This is a genomic window from Streptomyces sp. NPDC001668 (genome assembly GCF_042893155.1).
GTDB lineage: Bacteria > Actinomycetota > Actinomycetes > Streptomycetales > Streptomycetaceae > Streptomyces.
Genome location: NZ_JBIAUQ010000007.1, coordinates 349,451 through 372,231 on the forward strand (window position 1 = coordinate 349,451; position 22,781 = coordinate 372,231).

Sequence of the window (22,781 nt, forward strand, 5' to 3'; positions counted from 1 at the left end):
GAGAGCTCTCACATGGCCCGCGCGACCACCCACGAGTCCACGCGCGCGATCAGCCCGCAGTTCGCCCACGCCGACCAGCGCCGCCTGGCCGATGCCGCCCTCGAACGGGCCTGCGAACTCGGCGTCCAGCACGCGGAGTTCCGCGCCGAGCACGTACGCGACGCGTCCTGGCGGCTGCGCGACGCCCGCCCCGCCGGCGCGTCCGACACCGTGTCCGCCGGGTTCTCCGTGCGGGTCCTGCACGAGGGGGCCCGCGGCTTCGCGGCACGTACCGCGGGCGGTGTCGACGCGGCCGTCGGCGCGGTCGACGAGGCGGTGCGGGCCGCCGAGGACGCCCGCCTCCTCACCGGCCGCCGCATCGACCCCGCACCCGAGCCGGTGCACGGGGAGCGGACCTGGATCTCCGCGTACGAGACCGACCCGTTCGAGGTGTCCGGGCAGGAGCGGACGGCGCTGCTCGCCGAGTACAGCGCGCGGCTCCTCGCGGCCCCCGGGATCCGGCACGCCGACGCCGCGCTCCAGGCCGTACGGGAGTACACGTTCCTCGCGGACACCGCGGGCAACCGCATCCTGCAGCAACGGGTGCGGGTGCTCCCGGAGTTCACCGCCCACACCGTCGCCCCGGCCACCGGCACCCTGGTGAGCCTGCGCAGCACGGCACCCTCCACGGGCCGGGGCTGGGAGTACCTGCTCGGCACCGGTTGGGACTGGGACCGTGAACTCGCCGAACTGCCCGGCCTGCTGGCCGAGAAGGCGGCCGCCCCGACGGTACGGCCGGGCACGTACGACCTCGTGATCGACCCCACGAACCTGTGGCTGACGCTGCACGAGACCGTCGGACACGCCACCGAACTGGACCGGGCCCTGGGCCACGAGGCCTCCTTCGCGGGCACCTCGTTCGCCTCGCCGGACGCGGTCGGCACCCTGCGCTACGGCTCACCCGCCATGAACGTCACCGCGGACCGCACCGCCCCGCACGGTCTCGCCACCATCGGCTACGACGCCGAGGCGGTGGCCGCGCAGCGCTGGGACCTGGTGCGCGCGGGGGTCCTGAGCGGGTTCCAGTTCGACCGGGCGGGTGCGTCACGCGCCGGACATCCGCGCTCCAACGGCTGCTCCTACGCGGGCGCCTTCGACCAGGAGCCGCTCCAGCGGATGCCGAACGTCTCCTTGGAGCCCGCCCCCGAAGGACCGGACACCGCGGAACTGATCTCCCGGGTGCAGGACGGCCTGTACGTGGTGGGCGACGGCTCCTGGTCCATCGACACCCGGCGGCAGAACTTCCAGTTCACCGGCCAGCGCTTCCACCGTATCCGCGCCGGACGCCTCGTCGGACAGGTCGGGGACGTCGCCTACCAGTCGACCACCACGGACTTCTGGCGTTCCCTGGAAGCGGTGGGCGGCCCCCAGACCTACCTGCTCTGCGGCGCCTTCCACTGCGGCAAGGGACGCCCGCTCCAGGTCGCCCCCGCCGGCCACGGCACCCCCGCGGCCCTCTTCCGTCAGGTGAATGTCCTCAACTCCCGCGAGGAGAAGCAACGTTGAACACCCCGCTGCCCGCGGAGGAGATCGTCGAGCGCGCCCTCGCGCTGTCCCGCGCCGCGCACTGCGACGTGATCGTCGACGAGACGGACGCGGCGTGGCTGCGCTGGGCGGGCGACGAGGTCACCGCGAACGGCGCGAGCGGCGTCCGCCGGGTCACGGTGATCAGCACCGGGGCGGGCGGCGGCGCGGCGGTCTCCGGGACCGTCGACGACCCGCACGACCTGGAAGGCCTGGTACGCGCCTCGGAGGCGCCGAACGACGCCCCGGCGGCGGGGGCGGCCGCGGCCCCCGAGCCGATCCGCGGAGACGGCGCGTTCGAGTCCGCCGAACTCCCCGAAGCCGCCCCCGCACGGGAGCAACTGTCCGCGCTCATCCCCGAGTTCGTACGGGCGCAGCGCCGTTCCCAGGGTGTCCTGCACGGTTTCGCCCAGCACCGGACCGGCACGGCATGGCTGGGCACCTCGGCCGGAGTCCGCAGCCGCCACCGCCTGGGGACCAGCACACTCGACCTCTACGCCCGCACCCCCGACGGCTCCCGTACGGCGTGGGCGGGCGCGGTCGCCGACGGCTTTCACGGCATGGACCTGCCCGGTCTCGAGGCCGCCACCACCGGACGCGTCCAACAGCCACTGCCGTACCGGGAGTTGCCGCCCGGCCGGTACGAGGTGCTGCTCTCTCCCGCCGCCGTGGCCGACCTGATGACCGCCGTGTACCGGGCCGGTGGAGCCGCCGACGCCAGCGAGGGCCGCACCGTCTTCGCGCGACCCGGGGGCTCCACCCGGATCGGGGACACCCTCGCCGCCCTGCCGCTGAACCTGCGCAGCGATCCCCGCGAACCCGGCCTGGAATGCCGCCCGTTCCTGCTGTCGCACGGCGCCGTGTCGGACGCCTTCGGTGACGCCGTGCAGGCCGGGGCCGACCCCGCGGACAACGGGATGCCGCTGCCGGCCACGTACTGGATGAAGGACGGCGTCCTCACCTCGCTGCTGGCCTCCCGCGCCGACGCGGCACGCCTGGGCCTCCCGGTCCGGCCGGCCGTGGGCAACCTGGTCCTGGACGGCGGCATGGACCGCTCCCTGACCGAGATGATCCGGACCACCCGACGGGCCCTGGTCATCAACTGCCTCTGGTACATCCGCCCGACGGACGCGGGCACCCTGACCCTCACCGGTCTGACCCGGGACGGCGTCCACCTCGTGGAGGACGGGCACATCACCGCGTACGTGAACGACTTCCGCTTCGCCGAATCCCCCGTCTCCCTCCTGTCCCGCGCCGTCGAGGCGGGCCGCACCGAACGGGCACCGGCCCGCGAGGCCGGCATGACGTTCCCGCGCACGGCCATGCCTCCCCTGCGCATCCCGGACTTCCGGTTCACGACGAAGGCCCCGTCCGTGGACGACGGCCGGTGATCAGCCGTACATCTGGCGCGGGATCGTGCCGGCCGCCTCGGGGTGGTCGAGCGCGCGCTCCCAGCCGGCTGTCGCGCTCCCTCGACCCGGCCGTCCGCGCTGCGCGCATCCGGCGAACGCGCCGTCGCCCCAGCTCACATCCCGGCGCCCCAGCGGTTCCAGAGCGTGTGATGCCATTCGCCGGAGTCGATGCCGGGAGGCATCACCGGCGGCAGCGGCCCTGGGCTGGTCTCGATGAGGTGCAGCAGTGACCAGGCGACGCCGTAGCAGTCATCAGGGCCGAAGGAGGCGGCCAAAGCATGCGCCTCGTCGGGGGTGACAGGCGTGGAGATGGCTTCGAGTTGTCTGACTCGCCGGTCGATCTCCTCCTCGTCGGCATCCCGGTCGGGCAGAGGGCCGTCGGCGACAAAGGTCTGGACTTCGGGTCTCATCCGTGAATGATCGACTGCTGCGGGCGACTTGTGAAGCGTTGAGGCTATCGTCCGACGCTCCGGTGCCATCGGATCTCGCCTTCGTGCCATTCGTCCGTGGGGGCAAGCCCGGCGGCGGTGGCGACGGCGGCGGATGCCCGATGTCCGGGGTGGATATGGGCGATGACGGTGTGCACCGACTGCCGGCCGAGCCAGTCGACGAGCCCGCGGGCTGCTTCGCCGGCGATGCCTCTGCCCTGCCATGGAGTCCCCACCACCCACGCGATCTCGGCGATGGGGCCGTGGCCGGAGGAACCGACCGTCGCCTGAACAGTGCCCGTCAGACAGGACTCGTCACGAAGCTGGATCACCCAGTTCAGCCAGGTCACGGTCGGATCGGGGGAGCCCGCGGTCATGCGCTGGTAGCGCGAGCGCAGGGCCTGGGGAGTGTCCGGCGTGCCGCCGATGAAAGTGTGCAGGGCCGGATCGGACAGCACCGCGGCCATCTCCTCGGCGTGCCCGACGTGCAGTGGCAGCAGGTCCAGCCTGCTGGTGGTGATGACCTGGGCCGCGAGGATGCTCACGCTGCGCCCGCCTCGGGGCGTTCGAAGCGGGCGCCTGCCCGGACGTGGGCGCCGAGGCGGGGTGCGTTCACGACCCGCCACCGCTGCCGGGCGGACTCGACGGGTGTGAACCCCATGGCCGAGGCGGCGGTGCGGGAGCCGGCCCCGTCCTCCCCGATCGACGGCATCGTCCGCGACCGCGCCCGGCCGATGCCGGCGTTCACTGCGCTGAGCACGGGCGCCCCTTCCCGGCCTGCGCGGCAACGCGGGCCTGGTCGATACCGGTCGATCGATCACTCGGAAAGGTACGCCGGACAACCACCCTCACTGGCCTCTGCCCGCATCTGACCACGACGGAGCCGGTCAGGCCACCGTGTTCAGCAGGTCGGCCAGGACGTCGGGCCGTTCCAGTGCGATGAAGTGGCCCGCTCCTCGCACCTGGGTGAAGTGGGCGGTGGGCAGCAGGTGTTTGTTGGCCTCCCGGTCCGAGGGGCGGGACCAGTCCTTCTCGCCGTAGACGAGGTGGATGGGGGCCTTGACCTCGGGGTAGCGGGAGCGGGCCGCGATGAGGCTGGGCAGGGCCTGGTACACGGCCCGGGCGACGGTCGGGTAGCCGGGACGGCGTCCCACCTGGAGCAGTTCGTCCACGTAGTCCTCGCGCAGGGCGCTCTTGTCGCCCAGGCCGCCCTGGAGGATCTTGGTGAGCGCGGGTTTGGGTTCCACCCCGGCGATCACGGGGCCCACTCCGGGGGCGAGGACGCCGCTGACCACCACGCGGGCGAGGAGGCTGGAGCGGGCGATCCCGCCGGCGAAGTCGTATGTGTTCACCGCGACCACGCGTCGCACGCGCTCGGGGAGATCGGCCGCGGTGGTCAGAGCGAGGACCGCGCCCATGGACTCCCCGACCAGCGTCACGTCGGTGAGGTCGAGTTCGGTGAGGAGCCGTTCGACACCGGCGCGCATCGCCGGCTCGTCGTACGACGCCCCGGGCACGATCTCGGAGTAGCCCATCCCCGGGAGGTCGAGGGCGTACACCGTGTACTGGTCGGCGATGAGCGGGATGAGGGAGCGGTAGTGCTCGGCCTGGGTGCGCACGGTGTGCAGCAGGACCAGCGGGGCGCCGGTGCCGGCCTTGAGGTAGCGCAGTGTGCCCTCGTGGCCGCTTCTCCCGGTGGGGGCGATGGTGTGGGTGGTGGTCCCGGGGATGGTGATGGTGGGACGTGCGTCCTGACGGGGCATCTCGCCGACTCCTGGTGTGTGAACCGCTGAGGGGGACGGGGGGTACGGTCCGGCGGAGCCACAGTGGGAAACCGGCCGGTTTCCAGCACAGTAAACCGATCGGTTTCCAAGCGCAAGCGCCACGCCCGTCGATCGACCGAACGGCACCCGAATGACACCCGCAGACACCACCCCCTCGCTTGCGTTGCGGAAACCGATCTGTTTTCCTGAGTGGAAACAGATCGGTTTTCGATCGGTGTCCGGCTACCCATGACCAGCGACAAAGGGGAAAAGTGAGTACCACCTTCGACCGCAAGGCGCCCGCCCCCGGCGCAACAGACTCGGGCCGCCGCGGCTCACATGCCGTGCGATGGTGGGTGCTTGTCGTGCTGGGCACGGCGCAGCTCATGGTCACGCTCGATGCGACCGTCGTGAACATCGCGCTGCCCGCGGCACAGCACGACCTCGGTTTCAGCGACGGCAGCCGGCAGTGGGTCATCACCGGGTACGCCCTGGCGTTCGGCAGCCTCCTGCTGCTCGGCGGCCGGCTCGGTGACCTGTTCGGCCGACGCACCACGTTCGTGACCGGTCTGATCGGTTTCGCGGGCGCGTCCGTCGTCGGTGGCGCGGCCACCAGCTTCGACATCCTCGTCGGGGCCCGCGTGGCCCAGGGCCTCTTCGCCGCGCTGCTCGCGCCCGCCGCCCTTTCGCTGCTCAGCGTGACCTTCACCGACCCGTCCGAGAGGCCGAAGGCGTTCGGCATCTTCAGTGCGCTGTCCGGGGCGGGCGCCGCGGTCGGGCTGCTGCTCGGCGGCATGCTCACCGAATGGACGTCGTGGCGCTGGGTGATGTACGTGAACGTCGTGTTCGCGGCCGTAGCCCTGCTCGGCGCACTGCTGCTCCTGGCCAAGCCCGCGATCACCGAGCGGCCCTCCATCGACATCCCGGGCACCCTCGCGGTCAGCGCGGGGCTGTTCGCCATCGTCTACGGCTTCGCGCACGTCGAATCCACCAGCTGGACCGACCCTGTCACCCTCGCCTTCCTGATCGGCGGCGTGGTGCTGCTCGCGGTGTTCGTATGGCTGGAGTCCAGGGCCGCGCATCCGCTGCTGCCGCTGCGCCTCGTGCTGGACCGGACCCGCGGCGGCTCGTTCCTGGCGGTGTTCGTCCTGGGCATGGGGATGTTCTCGATCTTCCTGTTCCTGACCTACTACCTGGAGGCCAGCATCGGCTACTCGCCGATCGAGGCCGGCCTGGCGTTCCTGCCGATGGTCGCGGGCATCGTCGCCTCGTCGACCACGGCGCCTTCGCTGCTGCTGCCCAGGGTCGGTCCGAAGATCGTGATCACCGCCGGCTTCCTGGTAGCGGCGTCCGGCATGGCTCTGCTGACCCGGCTCACCCTGGACAGCACCTACGTCGCCCACATCATGCCCGGCATGATCCTGCTGGGTCTCGGCATCGGTGCGGTGATGACCACCGCGTTCCAGGGTGCGACCTCGGGCATCCACCACGAGGACTCCGGTGTCGCCTCGGCACTGATCAACACCAGCCAGCAGGTGGGCGGCTCGATCAGCACGGCGCTGCTGACCACCGTCGCCTCGTCGGCCGCGACCGACTACCTGTCCTCGCACAAGCCCAGCGCGCTGACCGCGGCCCAGGCCGGGGTCGAGAGCTACACGGCCACCCTGGCGTGGGGCTCCGGGATCTTCGTGGTCGGTGCGGTGCTCTCGGCCTTCCTGATTCCGAACCGGGCTCTGGCCCCGTCGGAGGGCGAGCCGGTGATCGCTCACTGATCCTGGCCCGGCCGAGGCGCGGCACGCCGGGCATGGTGGGCGCGGACACCGTCTTCGTGACGGACCCGCCCACCATGCCCGCACGCGCGCCCGCCATGCCCGCACGCGCGCCCGCCATGCCCGCGTGCCCGCTCGGCTGCCGACGGCAGTGAGGGTCGCCGCGACCAACATCGAAAACCGATCGGTTTTCTTTTTGCCGGATTCGAGTTAACCTCACAGCATGACCACCGATGTGAAATCAAGTTCCAGGGAGCGCCTGCTGGAGGCGGCGGCCACCCTCACCTACCGAGACGGTGTCGGCATCGGTGTCGACGCTCTGTGCAAGGCGGCGAAGGTGTCCAAGCGCTCGATGTACCAGCTGTTCGACAGCAAGGACGACCTGCTGGCGGCAAGCCTGGAGGAGCGGGCCGCCGCCTTCGTGGCCGGACTCCTGCCCCCGGACGACGACCGCCCCCCTCGCGAGCGGATCCTGTACGTCTTCGACCAACTGGAGTCACAGGCGGGTGCGCCCGACTTCCTGGGCTGCAGATACCTGACCGTCCAGATCGAGCTCAAGGACCAGAGCCACCCCGCGAGTCAGGTGGCCCACCGGGTCAAGGCCAACCTGACGACCTTCTTCCGTGCCGCGGCCGAAGAGGGCGGGGCGAGCGACCCGGACCTGCTGGCCCGGCAGTTGATCCTGGTCTTCGACGGCGTCAGCGCCCGCACAGGGATCAAGGCCGACACCCCGGCCGGGCTCATCGCGCCCACCGTGACCACCCTGCTCCAGGCGGCGGGCATGCGCTGAGGCCCCGCACCCACGGACAGCTCCGGCGACCGGCGACCGGCAAGCACGGCACGTACGTCGGCGCCGGATCCGGCCACTCCGCTCCGCCTCCGCCCTCCGACCTTGCATCCGGAAACCGATCAGTTTACAGTGGCGAAACTGATCGGTTTCTCGCCGTGGAGGCGGGGCTCACGACGAGACTCACGAGGAGTGGCGGATGACGACCACCGGGCACGGCACCGAGGGGCAGCCGGCGGAACCCAGGCTTCCCGCGAAGCTGGCCGCCCACCCGTCGGTACAGGCCGTCCTCGCCCGACGTCGAGCGGGCGAGTCCACGAAGGCGCCGGCGGTGATCGACGCGGCCTGGCTGCGCGAGCTGTGCCTGGCGTCCGGCGCGGACGACGCGGCCGCGGTGAGCCTGGACCACCCCGACCTGGCCGGTGAGCGCGAGTACGCGCAGTCCGCGTTGCCGGGCACCCGCACCCTGATCGCGATGGCGGTCCGGATGAACCGCGACAACTGCCGCTCCCCCGCCCGCAGTGTGGCCAACCAGGAGTTCCACCAGGCCGACGAGCAGGCCAACCACGCCGCCCGCCTCGTCACCCGGGCCCTTCAGGACGCCGGACACCGCGCGCTCAACCCGTCGGTCGGCTTCCCCCAGGAGATGGACCGCTTCCCCCGCGAACGCATCTGGGTGGTGGCGCACAAAACGGTCGCCGTCGCCGCCGGGCTCGGCGTGATGGGCTTGCACCGCAATGTGATCCACCCGAAGTTCGGCAGTTTCGTCCTGCTGGTCACCGTCCTGGTGGACGCCGAGGTCAGCGAGTACGGACAGGCGCTGGACTACAACCCGTGCATCGACTGCAAGTTGTGCGTCGCCGCCTGCCCGGTCGGCGCCATCAAGAAGGACGGCGAGTTCGACGGGCTCGCCTGCACCACGCACAACTACCGTGAGTTCATGAGCGGGTTCACCGACTGGGCCCAGACCGTGGCCGACAGCGAGGACGCCGCCGACTACCGCTCCCGGGTCACCGATTCCGAGAACGCCTCCCTGTGGCAGAGCCTGAGCTCACCCCCCGGCTACAAGTCCGGCTACTGCCTTGCCGTCTGCCCCGCCGGCGAGGAGGTGCTGGGCCCCTACCTGGACGACCGCAAGGGCTTCATGGACACGGTCCTGCGACCGCTCCAGGACAAGAAGGAAACCCTGTACGTCCTTCCGGGCTCACACGCGCAGGAATACGCCCGGCGCCGCTTCCCGCACAAGCCGGTCAAGGAAGTCACCGGCGGCTGGCAACCCCCGGCGAAACGCTCCGCGTCGTCCTGACCGGCGCTTCGGCCGACGCCGTCAGGGCGGTCGCTGACCCCCGTGACGCCGTGACGCCCGTAACGGCCTCTCGTCGGCCGAAGGTCTCCCCGGCGGAGAGCCCCGTCGCCGTAGATCGCCTATCTTGGCGCGTATGCAGTCCTACACGATCGGCCAGGCGGCCCGTCTGCTCGGGGTGAGTCCGGACACCGCGCGGCGGTGGGCGGACGCCGGGCGGGTGCCCACACACCGGGACGAGGGCGGGCGGCGCCTCATCGACGGGAAGGATCTGGCCGCCTTCTCCGTGGAGCTGGCCAAGGGCGACGGCGGTGAGGAGGGCGTCTCCCACACCTCCGTCCGCAACGCCTTCCCCGGCATCGTCACCGCCGTGAAGCTCGGCGATGTCGCGGCCCAGGTGGAGATCCAGGCGGGCCCGCACCGGCTGGTGTCGCTGCTGACGCGGGAGGCCGTGGAGGAACTGGGCCTGGAAGTGGGCGTGGAGGCCACGGCCCGGGTGAAGTCGACGAACGTGCACATCGACCGCACCTGAACGCCGCCGCTCCGGCCACCGCCCGGTTCAGAGCGTGAGCAGTTCCTCGTGGAAGCCGCCGAACCCCCGCTCGGTGTCGATGAGATGGATCTCCAGGATCCAGTGGCAACGACGTCCGGCCCTGTCGGCGCGGCGCAGGGGCGTGTCGTTGGCCGGGGCGATGTACGACTCCATGTCGGCGCCGTCGATCGACTCGTGCGGGAACTCCCCGACCAGGTGACCGGCGTGCCAACCCCCCAGCCTCCAGCCGGACTTGGCGGCGAGTCGCTCGACCTCGGCGTACAGTCGCGCCCCGGTGATGTCCGGGTCGGCCTCGAAGTGGCGCCGGCCCGCGGCGAAGATCTTCGGCAGGTCGTCGCGGAGGCGATGCTTGACGGGGTCGTCGCCGAGGACGAAGGTCCGGCCGAAGTCGGCCTCGTACTCCTCGAAGATCGGGCCGAAGTCGGCGAAGACGATGTCATCCGTGCCGATCACGCGGTCCGGCGGGTTCTCCCGGTACGGCATGAGCGTGTGGGGTCCTGAGCGCACGATCCGTCTGTGCCAGTGCCGGGTGGTCCCGAACAGCTCGTTCGCCAGGTCCCGGATCCGGTCGCTGACCGCCCGCTCCCCCTCGCCCGGCGCCACAAGACCGCTCTCCTCGATCTCCGCGAAGAGCCGGGCGGCCTTCGCCTGGGCGTCCAGCAGCTGAGCCGCGCGCGTGGGTTCGTCATCCGCCATGGTCCCGAACCTAGTCACCCGGATCATGTCCCGGCAACGCACATTGATCGGTGCGAACGCACATACCAACCCAATGGATCACACCTCCCGCTCATGCGATGCCACAGGTGACTTTTGCCTCGCACCTGCGTCACTATGATCGAGGTGGGGCCCATCCGGGCCCGCTAGCGACATGTGTCCGTATGCGTCCGTCAGGACCAAGAGGGAGTGGCCCCGTGATGACCCGTACCGTGCTTCGGAACCGCCGGAGCCTGCAGGTGGCCGGTACCGGTCTCGTCGCGCTGCTGGCCCTCAGTGCCTGCTCGTCGTCCGACTCCGACTCCTCGTCCTCGGCGTCGGCATCGGGGTCGGGGTCGGGGTCGGCCTCGGAGCAGCTCTCCGGCACGGTGACCGTCTTCGCGGCAGCCTCCCTCAAGGAGAGCTTCACGACGCTGGGCAAGCAGTTCGAGAGGGCCCACCCCGGCACGAAGGTCACCTTCAGCTTCGGCGGCAGCGACTCGCTGGCCGCGTCCATCACGGGCGGCGCGCCGGCGGACGTGTTCGCCTCCGCCAGCCCCAAGACGATGAAGATCGTGACGGATGCCGGGGACGCCTCCGGTACGCCCGTCACCTTCGTGCGCAACCAGCTGGAGATCGCCACCCTGCCCGGCAACCCGGACAAGGTCACCTCGCTGAAGGACCTGACCCGCTCGGACCTGAAGGTCGTCCTGTGCGACAAGGAGGTGCCCTGCGGCGCCGCCGCCCAGAAGGCCCTCGACGCGAGCAGGCTGAAGCTGACCCCGGTCTCCTACGAGCAGGACGTCAAGGCCGCGCTGACCAAGGTCGAACTGAAGGAGGCCGACGCGGCCGTCGTCTACAAGACCGATGTACACGCCGCGGGTGACAAGGTGGAGGGCGTGGAGTTCCCCGAGTCCGCCGACGCCGTCAACGACTACCCGATCACCCTGCTCAAGGACGCGCAGCACACCGACGCCGCCAAGGCGTTCATCGCGCTGGTGCGGTCCGCCGAGGGCCAGAAGGTCCTGACCGGGGCCGGGTTCCTGAAGCCGTGAGCGGTCCCTCCCCGAGCAAGGCCGAGGGCAAGGCCGATGCCGCGGCCGATACCCTCCCGGGCGGGCCGCGGCGTCGGCGCGCCCGGACGGGTGGGGGCGGGGGCGGCCGCAGTGGTGTGCCGCTGCCGCTGCTGGTGCCCGCGCTGATCGGTCTGGCGTTCCTGACCGTGCCCCTGGTGGCTCTTCTCGTACGGGCGCCCTGGCGGAGCATGCCCGAACAGCTGACCAGCGCCGACGTGTGGCAGGCCCTTCAGCTGTCCCTGGTCTGCGCCACGGCCGCGACCGCGGTGAGCCTGGTCATCGGGGTCCCGCTGGCCTGGCTGCTGGCCCGCGTCGAGTTCCCCGGCCGCGGGCTGGTCCGCGCCCTGGTCACCCTGCCGCTGGTCCTCCCCCCGGTCGTCGGCGGTGTCGCGCTGCTCATGGCGCTGGGCCGCAACGGGATCGTCGGCACATGGCTCGACACCTGGTTCGGGATCACGCTCCCCTTCACCACGGCCGGGGTGGTGGTCGCCGAGGCGTTCGTCGCCATGCCGTTCCTCGTCATCAGCGTGGAGGGCACCCTGCGGGCCGCCGACCCGCGCTACGAGGAGGCGGCGACGACCCTGGGCGCCACCCGCTTCACCGCGTTCCGCCGGGTCACCCTGCCGCTGATCGCACCGGGCATCGCGGCGGGCGCCGTACTGGCCTGGGCGCGGGCGCTCGGCGAGTTCGGCGCGACGATCACTTTCGCCGGCAACTTCCCCGGCCGCACCCAGACCATGCCGCTCGCCGTCTACCTCGCCCTCCAGAGCGACCCGGAAGCCGCCATCGCCCTCAGCGTGGTCCTGCTGGCCGTGTCCGTGGCGGTGCTGGCGGGGCTGCGGGACCGCTGGATGACGGCGAGGTGAGGGCCGGTGCCGATCAGCTGGTCGAGACGCCGGCCCGCCCCACGGCGGCAACGGCACGGCGAAACGGTCCGCCCGCCCACCGAGACCAGTGACAGCCCGCCGACGCAGCCCGAACCCAGCCGGTGTACGACGGCGACCGGAGCCCCCGATGAGTGAGAACACCCGAGCCACCACCCCCGGCCCCCGCCCAGCCCCAGTCCCCGCCCCCACCCACGACGGCCTCGACGCCCGTCTCGTCGTGGACCGCGGTGCGTTCCGCCTCGATGTGTCGCTCACCGTCGCCCCCGGAGAGGTCGTCGCCCTGCTCGGGCCGAACGGTGCCGGGAAGACCACCGCCCTGCGCGCACTCGCCGGTCTGACCCCGCTCACCGAGGGTCATCTACGGCTGGACGGCGCGGCGTTGGAGCGTACGCCGCCGGAGTCCCGTCCCGTCGGGGTCGTCTTCCAGGACTATCTGCTCTTCCCGCACCTCACCGCCCTCGACAACGTCGCCTTCGGCCCCCGCTGCCAGGGCGCGACCAAGGCGGAGGCCCGTACGCGGGCCGCCGAGTGGCTGGACCGGATGGGTCTCGCCGCCCACGCCGGTGTGAAGCCCCGCAAGTTGTCCGGCGGCCAGGCCCAACGCGTCGCCCTGGCCCGTGCCTTGGCGACCCGCCCCCGGCTGCTGCTCCTCGACGAACCCCTGGCCGCCCTCGACGCCCGCACCCGACTGGAGGTGCGGGCCCAACTCCGGCGCCACCTGGCCGAGTTCGAGGCCGTCGCCGTACTCGTCACGCACGACCCGCTGGACGCCATGGTCCTCGCCGACCGTCTCGTGGTCGTCGAACACGGCGAGGTCGTCCAGGAGGGCGCCCCGTCCCACATCGCCCGCCATCCGCGCACCGACTACATCGCCCAACTGGTCGGCCTGAACCTGTACCGGGGCGAGGCCGACGGCCACACGGTCCGCCTCGAAGAGGGGCCCGCCCTCACCACCACGGAAGACCTCTCGGGGCCGGTGTTCGTCGCCTTCCCGCCGAGTGCCGTGACCCTCTACCGCGAACCCCCCGCCGGCTCCAGCGCCCGCAACCACTGGCGCTGCGAGGTGGCCGGTCTGGAGACCCACGGCGACCAGATCCGCGCCGACCTCACCGGCGAACTCCCCCTCGCGGCGGACCTGACGACGGTGGCCGCGGCCGAACTCGATCTGCACCCCGGCGCGGAGGTGTGGGCGGCGGTGAAGGCGACCCAGACACACGCCTATCCCGTCTGAGAGCGCCCCTTCTGAGAGCGCCCCGTCTGAGAGCGTCCCGGCGAGAGAGAGTCCCGGCGAGGCGGACCGACACCGCCCCATCCGCCCAGCCACCCGTCCGTCCACCCGCCCACCGTCACCCGAATGGCCGTCCGGAGGGGCCGCCCGGCCCGGCCGTTCGTAGCGTGGTGAACGCATGCGGGAGCGGGGCGTGGGGGTGCCCGTTCGCCCCACGCCCGCCGTCGGACCGCAGGAGGAGGAGCCCATGATCCTGGCCACCCTCGAACGCACCTCCGACGCGAAGACGGTCGTCCGGTGACGGCCTCGGCCTCCACGCCCCCGCTGCGGTGCGCGAGCCGGCACTCCGGCCCGCGGGACGGGGAGGAGTGCGGGGCCCGCGCCCGCTTCCAGATCGCCTGCCATGCCCGGCCGCCCCTGGTCGTGTGCCCTCAACACCTGGGCCCCGCCCTGCTGTTGGCCGAGGGCGTGCTGTGGCCACCGGAGATCACACTGGTGCGGTGAGCGTGGCCCGCCGGCCCGGATGGGCCTCGCTCAGCCCTTCGTCAGCGTGATGTCCCGCTGCCCGACCGCGTGGAAGCGGGGCAGCGGCAGGCCGCCCTGGAGGCTGAGTTCCATGAGAGTGGCCTCGACGTGGGCCTCCCCCGGTTCGAGGGCGCCCGGGGTGGCCTTGCCCGTGTTCTCCCAGCCGTGCTCCACGCCGTCGCACACCGCGCGGGTCCCGCCGATGCCGTACCGGAGCGAGGAGGAGCGCCCGCCGACGGAGGAGCTCACGAAGACGGGGCCCGTGCCGCTGGTGCAGCGGTAGGTGCCGGACAGGGTCACGGTGCCGTCCTCGGCGATACGGCCGACGGGGTCGACGGTGACGGTCTCGTACGGGTCGGCATTCGCGGGCAGCGCGGGGGCGGCCAGCAGGAACAGCGCCACACCGGCAGCGGCGGCGAGAGCGGGGCGAACAGGCATGGGGATGACCTCCCGGTAACGGTGGAGTGGGGGCCTCCACTGCTACCGGGAACGCGCGCCGACACCCGTGATCGTCACTCCTTCGGTGGCGAGTCCGCACCGAGCGTCGTGGAACCGTCCGAGAGTTGTCCGCGTGTTGTCACGCTTCATGTCGGACGGTTCCGATGAGTTCGCGATGAGAGCATGGTCTACACATACGGACACGGACCCCATACGGCCGGTCCCAGCACTATGGAGGTGCGCCATGTGTTCCCACCAGTCTTCGTGCGCTTCGTCCGACAGCACAACCCCGCACATCGTGGCGGCCCATCCCGAGCAGGGCTGGAACCTGCTGTGCAACGGCGCGATCGTCTTCGACGACACCGGCGAGCTGCTGCCCGACGGCCGGATCGTCGCACCGCACCGCGTGCCGGCCGACCGGCTGGCCGTCGCCGCCTGATCTGCGCGGGGCCGTTCCCGGGTGGATCGGGACGCTAAGGCAGCACCGCGAACCCGTCGAGCTCCACCGAGGCCTGGTCGTCCCACAGCCGTACGACCTCGACGACGGCCATCGCCGGGTAGTCGCGACCCGCCAACTTCCGCCAGATGCGACCCACTTCGCGGGCATGGGTGCGATAGGCGGCGATGTCGGTGGCGTAGACGGTGATCCGGGCGAGGTCGGACGGGGTGCCTCCGGCGGCCGCGAGGGCGGTGAGAAGATTGGTCAGCGCCTTCTCGAACTGCTCCGGAAGGGAGTCACCCACCACCTTGCCGTCGGCGTCCAGGGCCGTCTGCCCCGCCAGGAAGACGACACGTGAGCCCGAGGCGACGACCGCGTGCGAGAAGCCGGTGGGCGGGGACAGTTCGGGCGGGTTGATGCGCTCGGCGCTCACGACACCTCCAGGTCCGCGTACAACTCCTTGGCGATGATGCCCCGTTGGACCTCGCTCGCCCCTTCGTAGATGCGCGGGGCGCGCACCTCCCGGTACAGGTGCTCCAGCAGATGCCCGCGTTGCAGGGCACGTGCGCCGTGCAGTTGGACCGCGGTGTCGACGACGTACTGCGCGGTCTCGGTGGCGAGCAGCTTCGCCATCGCCGCGCGCTTGGGCACGTCCGGGGCGCCTTCGTCGTACGCCGTCGCCGCCGCGTACACCATGAGACGGGCCGCGTCCGTGCGCAGGGCCATCTCGGCGACCGTGTGGGCCACGCTCTGCAGGTCCCTCAGCTTGCCGCCGAAGGCGTCCCGTCGGGAGGTGTGTGCGAGGGTCGCGTCCAGCGCGGCCTGTGCCATGCCGACGGCGAAGGCGCCGACGCTGGGCCGGAAGAGGTTGAGCGTGCCCATCGCGACCCGGAACCCGCGGTCGACCTCACCGAGGACGTCGTCGGCGCTCACCGGTACGGCGTCGAAGGCGAGGGCGCCGATGGGGTGCGGGGAGAGCATGTCGAGGGGGGTGCCGGTGAGTCCGGGACGGTCGGCGGGCACGAGGAACGCGGTCACGCCCCGGGCTCCGGCGCCCGGTGTGGTCCGGGCGAAGACGGTGTAGAAGTCGGCCTCGGGGGCGTTGGAGATCCAGCACTTCTCCCCCGTGAGCCGCCAGCGGGAGGGACCGTCGGACTCGGCGACGGGGTCACCGGTACGCGTCCGGGCCTCCGCCGCATCGGCCGACGACGACCCCGCAGCCGCCGAGCCCGACGAGTCCCCCGACCGCGATCGCCCCGACCGCGCGCCCCCCGGCACCGCCCCCGGCGCACCACCTGACACCCCGCGTCCTGAACCCGCCGTTCCCCCCGCCCCAGCGGCCTCCGGATCGGGGCCTGGCAGGCGCGCCCCCGCAGCTCCCGCCCCCGACCCCGAACCCGACCTCGGCGACCCGCCCGTCCCAGCAGTCTCCGCCCCCGCCCCGGCCATACCGCCCGTCACGGCAGCCCCTGGCCCCGCACTCGGCCGCAGCCCCGGACCCGGCCCGCCCACGGCGCCCGCCTCAGCGTCCCCCGCCCCCCAGGAACTCGTGGACCCGGCACCTTCCCCCTCCGCCCGCAACCCCAGCGCCGCCGCGTCCGACCCCGCGCCCGGCTCGCTCAGCGCGAACGCCGCCACCGCGGTGCCCTCGCTGACCGCCGGCAGCCAGCGGTCCCGCTGGGCCGGGGTGCCGTGGGCGCGGACGGGGTGGGCGCCGAGGCCCTGGAGGGCGAGGGCCGTCTCGGCCTCCGTGCAGGCGTATGCGAGGGACTCCCGCATCAGGCAGAGGTCGAGGGCACCCGAGGTGAACAGCCGTTCCAACAGTCCCAGCCGACCGAGTTCGGCGACCAGCGGGCGGTTCACCCGGCCCGGCTCGCCCTTCTCCGCCAGCGGGCGCAGCCGTTCCGCGGCGAGGGCGCGCAGTTCCGCACAACGGGCGGTCCGTGACGGTTCGAGCGAGAATGCGGGCATTGCCGGTCCCCTCTCGTCGACAGGGCCCTACGACAGTATCGCGTGCCGTTGACTGTCGTCACCAACACGATACGCTCCTTGTGCGAGCCCACCATCGACGCACACAAGGCGGCCCACGCGGCCCACGCGGCCCACAAGGCAAGGGGGCGACCCGCCATGAACGTCTCGGCCCACGTCGACACCTTCGCGCGCGACCACCTCCCGCCCCCCGACCAGTGGCCGGAGCTCCGCTTCGACCTCCCGGAACTGCGGTACCCCGATCGGCTGAACTGCGCCGCCGAACTGCTGACGGGCCCGCCCGACGACCGCCCGGCCTTCCACACCCCGGCCGGGGACACATGGACGTACGGCACACTCCGCGCCCGGGTCGACCGGCTCGCCCATCTCCTCACCGGTGACCTCGGAGTCGTCCCCGGCAACCGTGTGCTGCTGCGCGGCCCGACCACGCCCTGGCTCGCGGCCTGCTGGCTCGCGGTGCTGAAGGCGGGCGCGGTCGCCGTGACCGTGCTGGCCCAGCAGCGGCCGCACGAGCTGGCCACGATGTGCGAGATCGCGCGCATCGAGCACGCCCTGTGCGACATACGCGCCGTCGACGACCTCGCCAAGGCCGAGATACCGGGCCTGAGGATCACGACCTACGGCGGCGACGCCCCCGACGACCTGCTGAACCGTGAGGCGCCCAAAACGCCGTACCCCGCCGTCGCGACCGCGGCCGACGACGTGGCGCTGATCGCCTTCACCTCGGGGACCACCGGGCGCCCCAAGGGCTGTATGCACTTCCACCGGGATGTGCTCGCGATAGCCGACACCTTCTCCAAGCATGTGCTGCGACCCCATGTGGACGATGTGTTCGCAGGCAGTCCCCCGCTCGGCTTCACCTTCGGTCTCGGCGGCCTGGTGATCTTCCCGATGCGCGCGGGCGCCAGTTCCCTCCTCCTCGAACAGGCCCACCCCAAGCAGCTGCTGCCGGCCGTCGCCGAGCACCGCGTCTCCGTCCTGTTCACCGCGCCCACCGCGTACCGCGCCATGCTCGACGAGCTCGACGCGTACGACATCTCGTCCCTGCGCCGCTGTGTCTCCGCGGGTGAGAACCTGCCCGCGGCCACCTGGCGGGCCTGGCGGGAGCGGACCGGCCTGCGGATCGTCAACGGCATCGGCGCCACCGAGCTGCTGCACATCTTCATCTCCGCGGCCGACGAGCACATCCGGCCCGGGACGACCGGGGTGCCCGTGCCCGGATGGCAGGCGCGCGTGGTCGACGAGACGGGCCGCGAACTGCCCGACGGCGCACCGGGGCTGCTCGCCGTACGCGGTCCGGTCGGCTGCCGCTACCTCGCCGACCCGCGGCAGCGCGAGTACGTGCGGCACGGCTGGAACATCACCGGCGACACATACATCCGGGAAAACGATGGGTACTTCCGCTATGTGGCCCGCGCGGACGACATGATCATCTCCGCCGGGTACAACATCGCGGGACCGGAGGTGGAGGACGCCCTGCTGCGGCACCCGGATGTGGTCGAGGCGGCCGTCGTGGGGCGGCCCGACGAGGCGCGCGGGCAGGTCGTCGTCGCCTTCGCCGTCCTCAAGGAGGGCGCGGAGCGGGACGCCGACGCGCTGCGCGCCTTCGTCAAGGGCGAACTGGCGCCCTACAAATGCCCGCGCGAGATCGTCTTCCTGGACGCCCTGCCGCGCACGGCGACCGGCAAACTCCAGCGGTTCAGGCTGCGCACCGATGGTGACCAGCAGTGATCCGCACGACCTAAGATGATCAACGTGTCCGACCAGCATGCACCACGGTCTCTCATCGTCACGCTCTACGGAGCCTACGGCCGCTTCATGCCGGGCCCCGTGCCCGTCGCCGAGCTGATCCGGCTGCTGGCCGCGGTCGGCGTGGACGCCCCCTCCGTACGGTCGTCGGTGTCCCGCCTCAAGCGGCGCGGGCTGCTGCTGCCAGCCCGCACGGCACGCGGCGCGGCCGGGTACGAGCTGTCGCCGGACGCCCGCCAGCTGCTCGACGACGGCGACCGGCGCATCTACGCGGTGACGCCGCCCGAGGACGAGGGCTGGGTACTCGCCGTGTTCTCGGTGCCCGAGTCGGAGCGGCAGAAGCGGCATGTGCTGCGCTCACGGCTGGCCGGGCTCGGCTTCGGCACGGCGGCCCCCGGGGTGTGGATCGCCCCCGCACGGCTGTACGAGGAGGCCCGGCACACGCTCCAGCGGCTGCGCCTCGAACCGTACGTGGACTTCTTCCGCGGCGAGCACCTCGGTTTCGCGGCGACCGTGGAGGCCGTCGCCCGCTGGTGGGACCTGGCCGCGATCGCCAAGGAGCACGAGGCGTTCCTGGACCGCCACGCGCGCGTGCTGCGCGACTGGGAGGGCCGGGCCGACACCCCGCCCGAGGAGGCGTACCGCGACTACCTCCTCGCCCTCGACTCCTGGCGCCATCTCCCCTACGCCGACCCCGGCCTGCCCGCCGCCCTGCTCCCCGCCGACTGGCCGGGGGAGCGCGCGGCGGCGGTCTTCCGCGGCCTGCACGAACGGCTGCGGGACGCGGGGGCCGCGTTCGCCGGCCTGTGACCCCGGACTCTCAACTCCCCAGTGTGAGCCGGGGCTTGGGGGCGTCCGTACGTCCGGTCTGCGGCCGTCGGCTGCCCGCGCGGTACGGGTCGGGCCAGAGGACGCCAGGACCGTCGTACCCCTGCTCGGCGGCCGCGTGCAGGGTCCAGTGCGGGTCGTAGAGATGCGGCCGGGCCAGCGCGCACAGGTCCGTCCGTCCGGCCAGGATAAGTGAGTTGACGTCGTCCCAGGAGGAGATGGCGCCGACCGCGATCACCGGGACGCCGGTCTCGTGGCGGATCCGGTCCGCGTACGGCGTCTGGTACGACCGCCCGTACTCCGGGTGCTCCTCGGCCACGACCTGACCGGTCGACACGTCGATCGCGTCGGCGCCGTGCGCGGCGAAGGCGCGGGCGATCTCGACGGCGTCCTCGGCCGTGGTGCCGCCCTCGGCCCAGTCGGTGGCGGAGATGCGGACGGTCATGGGCCGTTCCTGCGGCCACACCCCCCGGACGGCGTCGAAGACTTCGAGCGGGAAGCGCAGGCGCTTGGCGAGCGAGCCGCCGTAGCCGTCGGTGCGCCGGTTGGTCAGCGGGGAGAGGAAGGAGGAGAGCAGATAGCCGTGGGCGCAGTGCAGTTCGAGAAGGTCGAAGCCGGCCCGGGCGGCCCGCCAGGCGGCCGCCGTGAACTGCTCGCGGAGGTCGGTGAGTTGGGCGCGGCCGAGCTCGCGCGGGGTCTGGTTGAAGGGCTTGTACGGGATCGGGGACGGCGCCACGACCGGCCAGTTGCCCTCCGGCAGCGGCTCGTCGATGCCCTCCCACATCAGCCTGGTCGAGCCCTTGCGGCCACTGTGGCCGAGCTGCACGCCGATCGCGGTGCCCGGGGAGTGCGTGTGCACGAAGTTCGTGATGCGCTTCCAGGCCTCGGCCTGTCTGCCGTTGTAGAGGCCGGTGCAGCCGGGCGTGATGCGGCCCTCGGGCGAGACGCACACCATCTCGGTCATCACCAGCCCGGCGCCGCCGAGCGCCCGGGCGCCCAGGTGGACGAGGTGGAAGTCGCCGGGGACGCCGTCGGTGGCGGAGTACATGTCCATCGGGGACACCACGACCCGGTTGCGCAGGGTCAGACCGCGCAGCCGGAACGGGGTGAACATCGGGGGCGTGCCCGGCGGGCAGCCGAACTCGCGTTCCACGGCGCCGGTGAAGCGGGCATCGCGCAGGCGCAGGTTGTCGTGGGTGACGCGGCGGCTGCGGGTGAGCAGGTTGAAGGCGAACTGGCGGGGCGGCTGGTCGAGGTACAGGCCGAGGTTCTCGAACCACTCCAGGCTGGCGCGGGCGGCGCGTTGGGTGGAGGCGACGACGGGTTTGCGTTCCGCCTCGTAGGCCGCCAACGCCCTTTCCAGCGAGGGCTGTTCCTCCAGGCAGGCAGCCAGGGCGAGGGCGTCCTCCACGGCGAGCTTGGTGCCGGAGCCGATGGAGAAGTGGGCGGTGTGGGCCGCGTCGCCGAGCAGCACGGTGGTGCCGTGCGACCAGCGTTCGTTGACCACCGTGCGGAAGGTGGTCCAGGTGGAGTTGTTGGAGCGCAGGGTTCGGCCGCGCAGCGCCTCGGCGAAGATCTTGGCGCAGCTCTCCGTCGACTCCTGCGGGGTGACCTCGTCGAAGCCGGCGGCCCGCCAGACCTCCTCGCGCATCTCGATGATCACGGTGGAGGAGTCGGGCGCGTAGGGGTAGCCGTGGAGTTGCATCACGCCGTGTTCGGTCTCGGCGATCTCGAACCGGAAGGCGTCGAAGGGGAAGTCGGCCGCGAGCCAGATATAGCGGCAGTGGTGCGGGGTCACATGGGGGCGGAACACATGGCTGTGGCGTTCGCGTGTGGTGCTGTTGACTCCGTCGGCGCCGATGACGAGGTCGTGCGTCTCTTCCAGGCCGGCCGGGGCCTCCGTACGAAAGCGGAGGTCCACTCCGAGCGCGCGGCAGCGGGTGTGCAGGATGTCGAGGAGCCGTTTGCGGCCCAGTGCGGCGAAGCCGTGACCTCCGGAGGTGTGCCGTACGCCCCGGTGCACGATGTCGATGTCGTCCCAGCGGACGAAGTCGGACCGCATCGCCTCGTACACCACGGGGTCCGCGTGCTCGATGCCGCCCAGGGTCTCGTCGGAGAGGACCACGCCGAAGCCGAAGGTGTCGTCGGGGGCGTTGCGTTCCCAGACCGTGATCTCGCGGGCCGGGTCGAGACGCTTCAGCAGGGCGGCCGCGTAGAGTCCGCCCGGACCACCGCCGACGACGGCCACTCGGAGGGGGTTCACCGTCCGCTCCATTTCGGCGGCCGCTTCTCCGTGAACGCCGCGTGGAACTCCCGGTAGTCCTCGCCGTTCATCAACAGGGCCTGCGTCGAGGCGTCCAGTTCCACCGCGGCCGCGAGCGGCATGTCCAGCTCGGCCGTCAGCAGCGCCTTCGTCTGGGCGTACGCCAGTGCCGGGCCCTCGGCCAGGCGGTGGGCCAGGGCTCGGGCGGCCTCGTCGGCGCCGCCTTCCGCCGTCAGTTCGCTGATCAGGCCGATGCGCTCGGCCTCGGGCGCGCGGACCGGTTCGCCGAGCATGAGGAGGCGGGTGGCATGGCCGAGGCCGACCACGCGGGGCAGCAGATAGGCCGCGCCCATGTCACCGCCGGACAGTCCGACGCTGGTGAAGAGGAAGGCGAACCGGGCCGAGGGGTCCGCCACCCGGAAGTCGGCCGCCAGGGCGAGGACCGCTCCCGCGCCCGCCGCGACCCCGTGCAGGGCCGCGATCACCGGGAACGGGCACTCCCGTACGGCCCGCACCACCTGGCCCGTCATCCGGTTGAAGTCGAGGAGCTGGGCGGTGTCCATGGCCAGGGTCGCGCCGATGATCTCGTCGACATCGCCGCCGGAGCAGAAGCCGCGGCCCTCGCCGGCCAGGACCAGGGCCCGGACGGAACGCTCGCGGGACAGCTCGGCGAGCAGGTCGCGCAGGTCGGCGTAGGCGCCGAAGGTGAGCGCGTTGAGCCGGTCGGGGCGGGCGAGGGTGACCGTGGCGACCCCGTCGGCGAGGTCGACGCGCAGGTGCTGCCAGTCGGGGGTGCGGGCGGCGGAGCCGGTGAAGGGGCTCATGTCGGTGCGGCCTCCTCGTGCTCGGTCTGGGGGCGAGGGTCGAGGTGCGCTCTGCCCTTCGAAGTTATCACCCATCTTTGACTGTCGTCATGAGTGCGCGATAGAGGTGGGACAGAGGCATAGGGATCACGGGGACGGCATACCGATGTGACCTGGCCCCGTCACATCCGTCACGGCTCGTCGACAGACCGGCAACGGCGGGATCAGCGGTGCGAGGCAAGCCGTTGCTACGGGTAAGCCGCCTGCCAACGGGGCCGACGGTCC

Annotated in this window: 24 protein-coding genes and 1 pseudogene; 13 read left to right on the forward strand and 12 right to left on the reverse strand. The window is 72.0% G+C overall.

Annotation, left to right across the window (positions count from 1 at the left end):
- Positions 1-12 precede the first annotated feature (12 nt).
- Both ACFYZ8_RS23465 and ACFYZ8_RS23470 read left to right on the forward strand, forming a co-directional pair.
- Positions 13-1,545 (forward strand): TldD/PmbA family protein, encoded by a 1,533-nt coding sequence (locus tag ACFYZ8_RS23465; protein ID WP_388537219.1) that lies wholly within the window; start codon positions 13-15, stop codon positions 1,543-1,545.
- Complete coding sequence (locus tag ACFYZ8_RS23470; RefSeq protein WP_388537221.1) at positions 1,542-2,954, forward strand: metallopeptidase TldD-related protein; 1,413 nt, start codon at positions 1,542-1,544, stop codon at positions 2,952-2,954. Before ACFYZ8_RS23465 ends, ACFYZ8_RS23470 begins: the two co-directional genes overlap by 4 nt.
- On the opposite strand, the gene ACFYZ8_RS23475 is transcribed toward ACFYZ8_RS23470, so the two are convergent.
- The 5 genes from ACFYZ8_RS23475 to ACFYZ8_RS23495 form a co-directional block, all read right to left on the reverse strand.
- Positions 2,955-3,131, reverse strand: coding sequence for a hypothetical protein (locus ACFYZ8_RS23475; RefSeq protein ID WP_388537378.1), 177 nt, complete (start codon positions 3,129-3,131; stop codon positions 2,955-2,957).
- Positions 3,089-3,385, reverse strand: a complete 297-nt coding sequence (locus tag ACFYZ8_RS23480; RefSeq protein ID WP_388537222.1) for a hypothetical protein — start codon at positions 3,383-3,385, stop codon at positions 3,089-3,091. Before ACFYZ8_RS23480 ends, ACFYZ8_RS23475 begins: the two co-directional genes overlap by 43 nt.
- A gap of 44 nt (positions 3,386-3,429) precedes the next feature.
- Positions 3,430-3,948 (reverse strand): GNAT family N-acetyltransferase, encoded by a 519-nt coding sequence (locus tag ACFYZ8_RS23485; protein ID WP_359028971.1) that lies wholly within the window; start codon positions 3,946-3,948, stop codon positions 3,430-3,432.
- Positions 3,945-4,163, reverse strand: a complete 219-nt coding sequence (locus ACFYZ8_RS23490) for a hypothetical protein (protein WP_388537224.1) — start codon at positions 4,161-4,163, stop codon at positions 3,945-3,947. Before ACFYZ8_RS23490 ends, ACFYZ8_RS23485 begins: the two co-directional genes overlap by 4 nt.
- 127 nt (positions 4,164-4,290) lie before the next feature.
- A complete protein-coding gene (locus ACFYZ8_RS23495) occupies positions 4,291-5,166 on the reverse strand; it encodes an alpha/beta fold hydrolase (RefSeq protein ID WP_388537226.1) in 876 nt (291 codons plus the stop codon).
- Positions 5,167-5,438: 272 nt separating this feature from the next.
- Here ACFYZ8_RS23495 and ACFYZ8_RS23500 point away from each other — a divergent pair, with 272 nt between their 5' ends.
- The 4 genes from ACFYZ8_RS23500 (at position 5,439) to ACFYZ8_RS23515 (ending at position 9,557) form a co-directional block, all read left to right on the forward strand.
- Positions 5,439-6,938 carry an MFS transporter gene (locus tag ACFYZ8_RS23500; protein WP_388537228.1) on the forward strand — a complete coding sequence of 500 codons (1,500 nt, stop codon included), beginning with the start codon at positions 5,439-5,441 and terminating at the stop codon, positions 6,936-6,938.
- A gap of 220 nt (positions 6,939-7,158) precedes the next feature.
- On the forward strand, positions 7,159-7,725 hold the full coding sequence (locus ACFYZ8_RS23505; protein WP_359028975.1) for a TetR/AcrR family transcriptional regulator: 567 nt from the start codon (positions 7,159-7,161) through the stop codon (positions 7,723-7,725).
- Between the two features lie 196 nt (positions 7,726-7,921).
- On the forward strand, positions 7,922-9,028 hold the full coding sequence (locus tag ACFYZ8_RS23510; protein ID WP_359028976.1) for a 4Fe-4S binding protein: 1,107 nt from the start codon (positions 7,922-7,924) through the stop codon (positions 9,026-9,028).
- 133 nt (positions 9,029-9,161) lie between these two features.
- Positions 9,162-9,557 carry a helix-turn-helix transcriptional regulator gene (locus ACFYZ8_RS23515; protein WP_359028977.1) on the forward strand — a complete coding sequence of 132 codons (396 nt, stop codon included), beginning with the start codon at positions 9,162-9,164 and terminating at the stop codon, positions 9,555-9,557.
- 27 nt (positions 9,558-9,584) lie between these two features.
- Here ACFYZ8_RS23515 and ACFYZ8_RS23520 read toward each other — a convergent pair whose 3' ends face one another.
- Positions 9,585-10,274 (reverse strand): M24 family metallopeptidase, encoded by a 690-nt coding sequence (locus ACFYZ8_RS23520; protein ID WP_388537231.1) that lies wholly within the window; start codon positions 10,272-10,274, stop codon positions 9,585-9,587.
- Between the two features lie 218 nt (positions 10,275-10,492).
- Between ACFYZ8_RS23520 and modA the strand changes: the two genes are divergently transcribed.
- From modA to ACFYZ8_RS23540, 4 genes are all read left to right on the forward strand, one after another.
- Entirely contained in the window at positions 10,493-11,326 is an 834-nt protein-coding gene (gene modA, locus ACFYZ8_RS23525; RefSeq protein ID WP_388537232.1) for a molybdate ABC transporter substrate-binding protein, read from the forward strand.
- The gene (locus tag ACFYZ8_RS23530; RefSeq protein WP_389050094.1) at positions 11,323-12,213 is read left to right on the forward strand and encodes an ABC transporter permease; all 891 of its coding nucleotides are present in this window, start codon (positions 11,323-11,325) and stop codon (positions 12,211-12,213) included. The genes modA and ACFYZ8_RS23530 overlap by 4 nt, the downstream gene beginning before the upstream one ends.
- Before the next feature lie 148 nt (positions 12,214-12,361).
- Positions 12,362-13,465, forward strand: coding sequence for an ABC transporter ATP-binding protein (locus ACFYZ8_RS23535; RefSeq protein ID WP_388537236.1), 1,104 nt, complete (start codon positions 12,362-12,364; stop codon positions 13,463-13,465).
- A gap of 321 nt (positions 13,466-13,786) precedes the next feature.
- The gene (locus ACFYZ8_RS23540) at positions 13,787-13,966 is read left to right on the forward strand and encodes a hypothetical protein (protein ID WP_359029004.1); all 180 of its coding nucleotides are present in this window, start codon (positions 13,787-13,789) and stop codon (positions 13,964-13,966) included.
- Between the two features lie 30 nt (positions 13,967-13,996).
- Here the strand turns inward: ACFYZ8_RS23540 and ACFYZ8_RS23545 are convergent, their stop codons facing one another.
- Positions 13,997-14,425, reverse strand: a complete 429-nt coding sequence (locus ACFYZ8_RS23545) for a DUF6299 family protein (RefSeq protein WP_388537238.1) — start codon at positions 14,423-14,425, stop codon at positions 13,997-13,999.
- Positions 14,426-14,669: 244 nt separating this feature from the next.
- On the opposite strand from ACFYZ8_RS23545, the gene ACFYZ8_RS23550 reads away from it, so the two are divergent.
- Positions 14,670-14,864, forward strand: coding sequence for a DUF5999 family protein (locus tag ACFYZ8_RS23550; RefSeq protein ID WP_359028983.1), 195 nt, complete (start codon positions 14,670-14,672; stop codon positions 14,862-14,864).
- A 34-nt stretch (positions 14,865-14,898) separates the two neighbouring features.
- On the opposite strand, the gene ACFYZ8_RS23555 is transcribed toward ACFYZ8_RS23550, so the two are convergent.
- The 3 genes and pseudogenes from ACFYZ8_RS23555 to ACFYZ8_RS23565 all read right to left on the reverse strand — a co-directional run.
- Positions 14,899-15,297 carry a RidA family protein gene (locus ACFYZ8_RS23555; protein WP_359028984.1) on the reverse strand — a complete coding sequence of 133 codons (399 nt, stop codon included), beginning with the start codon at positions 15,295-15,297 and terminating at the stop codon, positions 14,899-14,901.
- Complete coding sequence (locus tag ACFYZ8_RS23560) at positions 15,294-16,355, reverse strand: acyl-CoA dehydrogenase family protein (RefSeq protein ID WP_388537370.1); 1,062 nt, start codon at positions 16,353-16,355, stop codon at positions 15,294-15,296. Before ACFYZ8_RS23560 ends, ACFYZ8_RS23555 begins: the two co-directional genes overlap by 4 nt.
- A 165-nt stretch (positions 16,356-16,520) precedes the next feature.
- A pseudogene (locus ACFYZ8_RS23565) lies at positions 16,521-16,835 on the reverse strand (acyl-CoA dehydrogenase family protein); the annotation flags it as partial.
- Between the two features lie 156 nt (positions 16,836-16,991).
- On the opposite strand from ACFYZ8_RS23565, the gene ACFYZ8_RS23570 reads away from it, so the two are divergent.
- Positions 16,992-18,584 carry an AMP-binding protein gene (locus tag ACFYZ8_RS23570; RefSeq protein WP_388537371.1) on the forward strand — a complete coding sequence of 531 codons (1,593 nt, stop codon included), beginning with the start codon at positions 16,992-16,994 and terminating at the stop codon, positions 18,582-18,584.
- A gap of 15 nt (positions 18,585-18,599) precedes the next feature.
- Positions 18,600-19,412 carry a PaaX family transcriptional regulator C-terminal domain-containing protein gene (locus ACFYZ8_RS23575; protein WP_359028985.1) on the forward strand — a complete coding sequence of 271 codons (813 nt, stop codon included), beginning with the start codon at positions 18,600-18,602 and terminating at the stop codon, positions 19,410-19,412.
- 10 nt (positions 19,413-19,422) lie between these two features.
- Here the strand turns inward: ACFYZ8_RS23575 and ACFYZ8_RS23580 are convergent, their stop codons facing one another.
- Complete coding sequence (locus ACFYZ8_RS23580; protein ID WP_359028986.1) at positions 19,423-21,705, reverse strand: bifunctional salicylyl-CoA 5-hydroxylase/oxidoreductase; 2,283 nt, start codon at positions 21,703-21,705, stop codon at positions 19,423-19,425.
- Complete coding sequence (locus tag ACFYZ8_RS23585) at positions 21,690-22,517, reverse strand: enoyl-CoA hydratase family protein (protein ID WP_388537241.1); 828 nt, start codon at positions 22,515-22,517, stop codon at positions 21,690-21,692. The genes ACFYZ8_RS23580 and ACFYZ8_RS23585 overlap by 16 nt, the downstream gene beginning before the upstream one ends.
- Between the last annotated feature and the right edge of the window lie 264 nt (positions 22,518-22,781).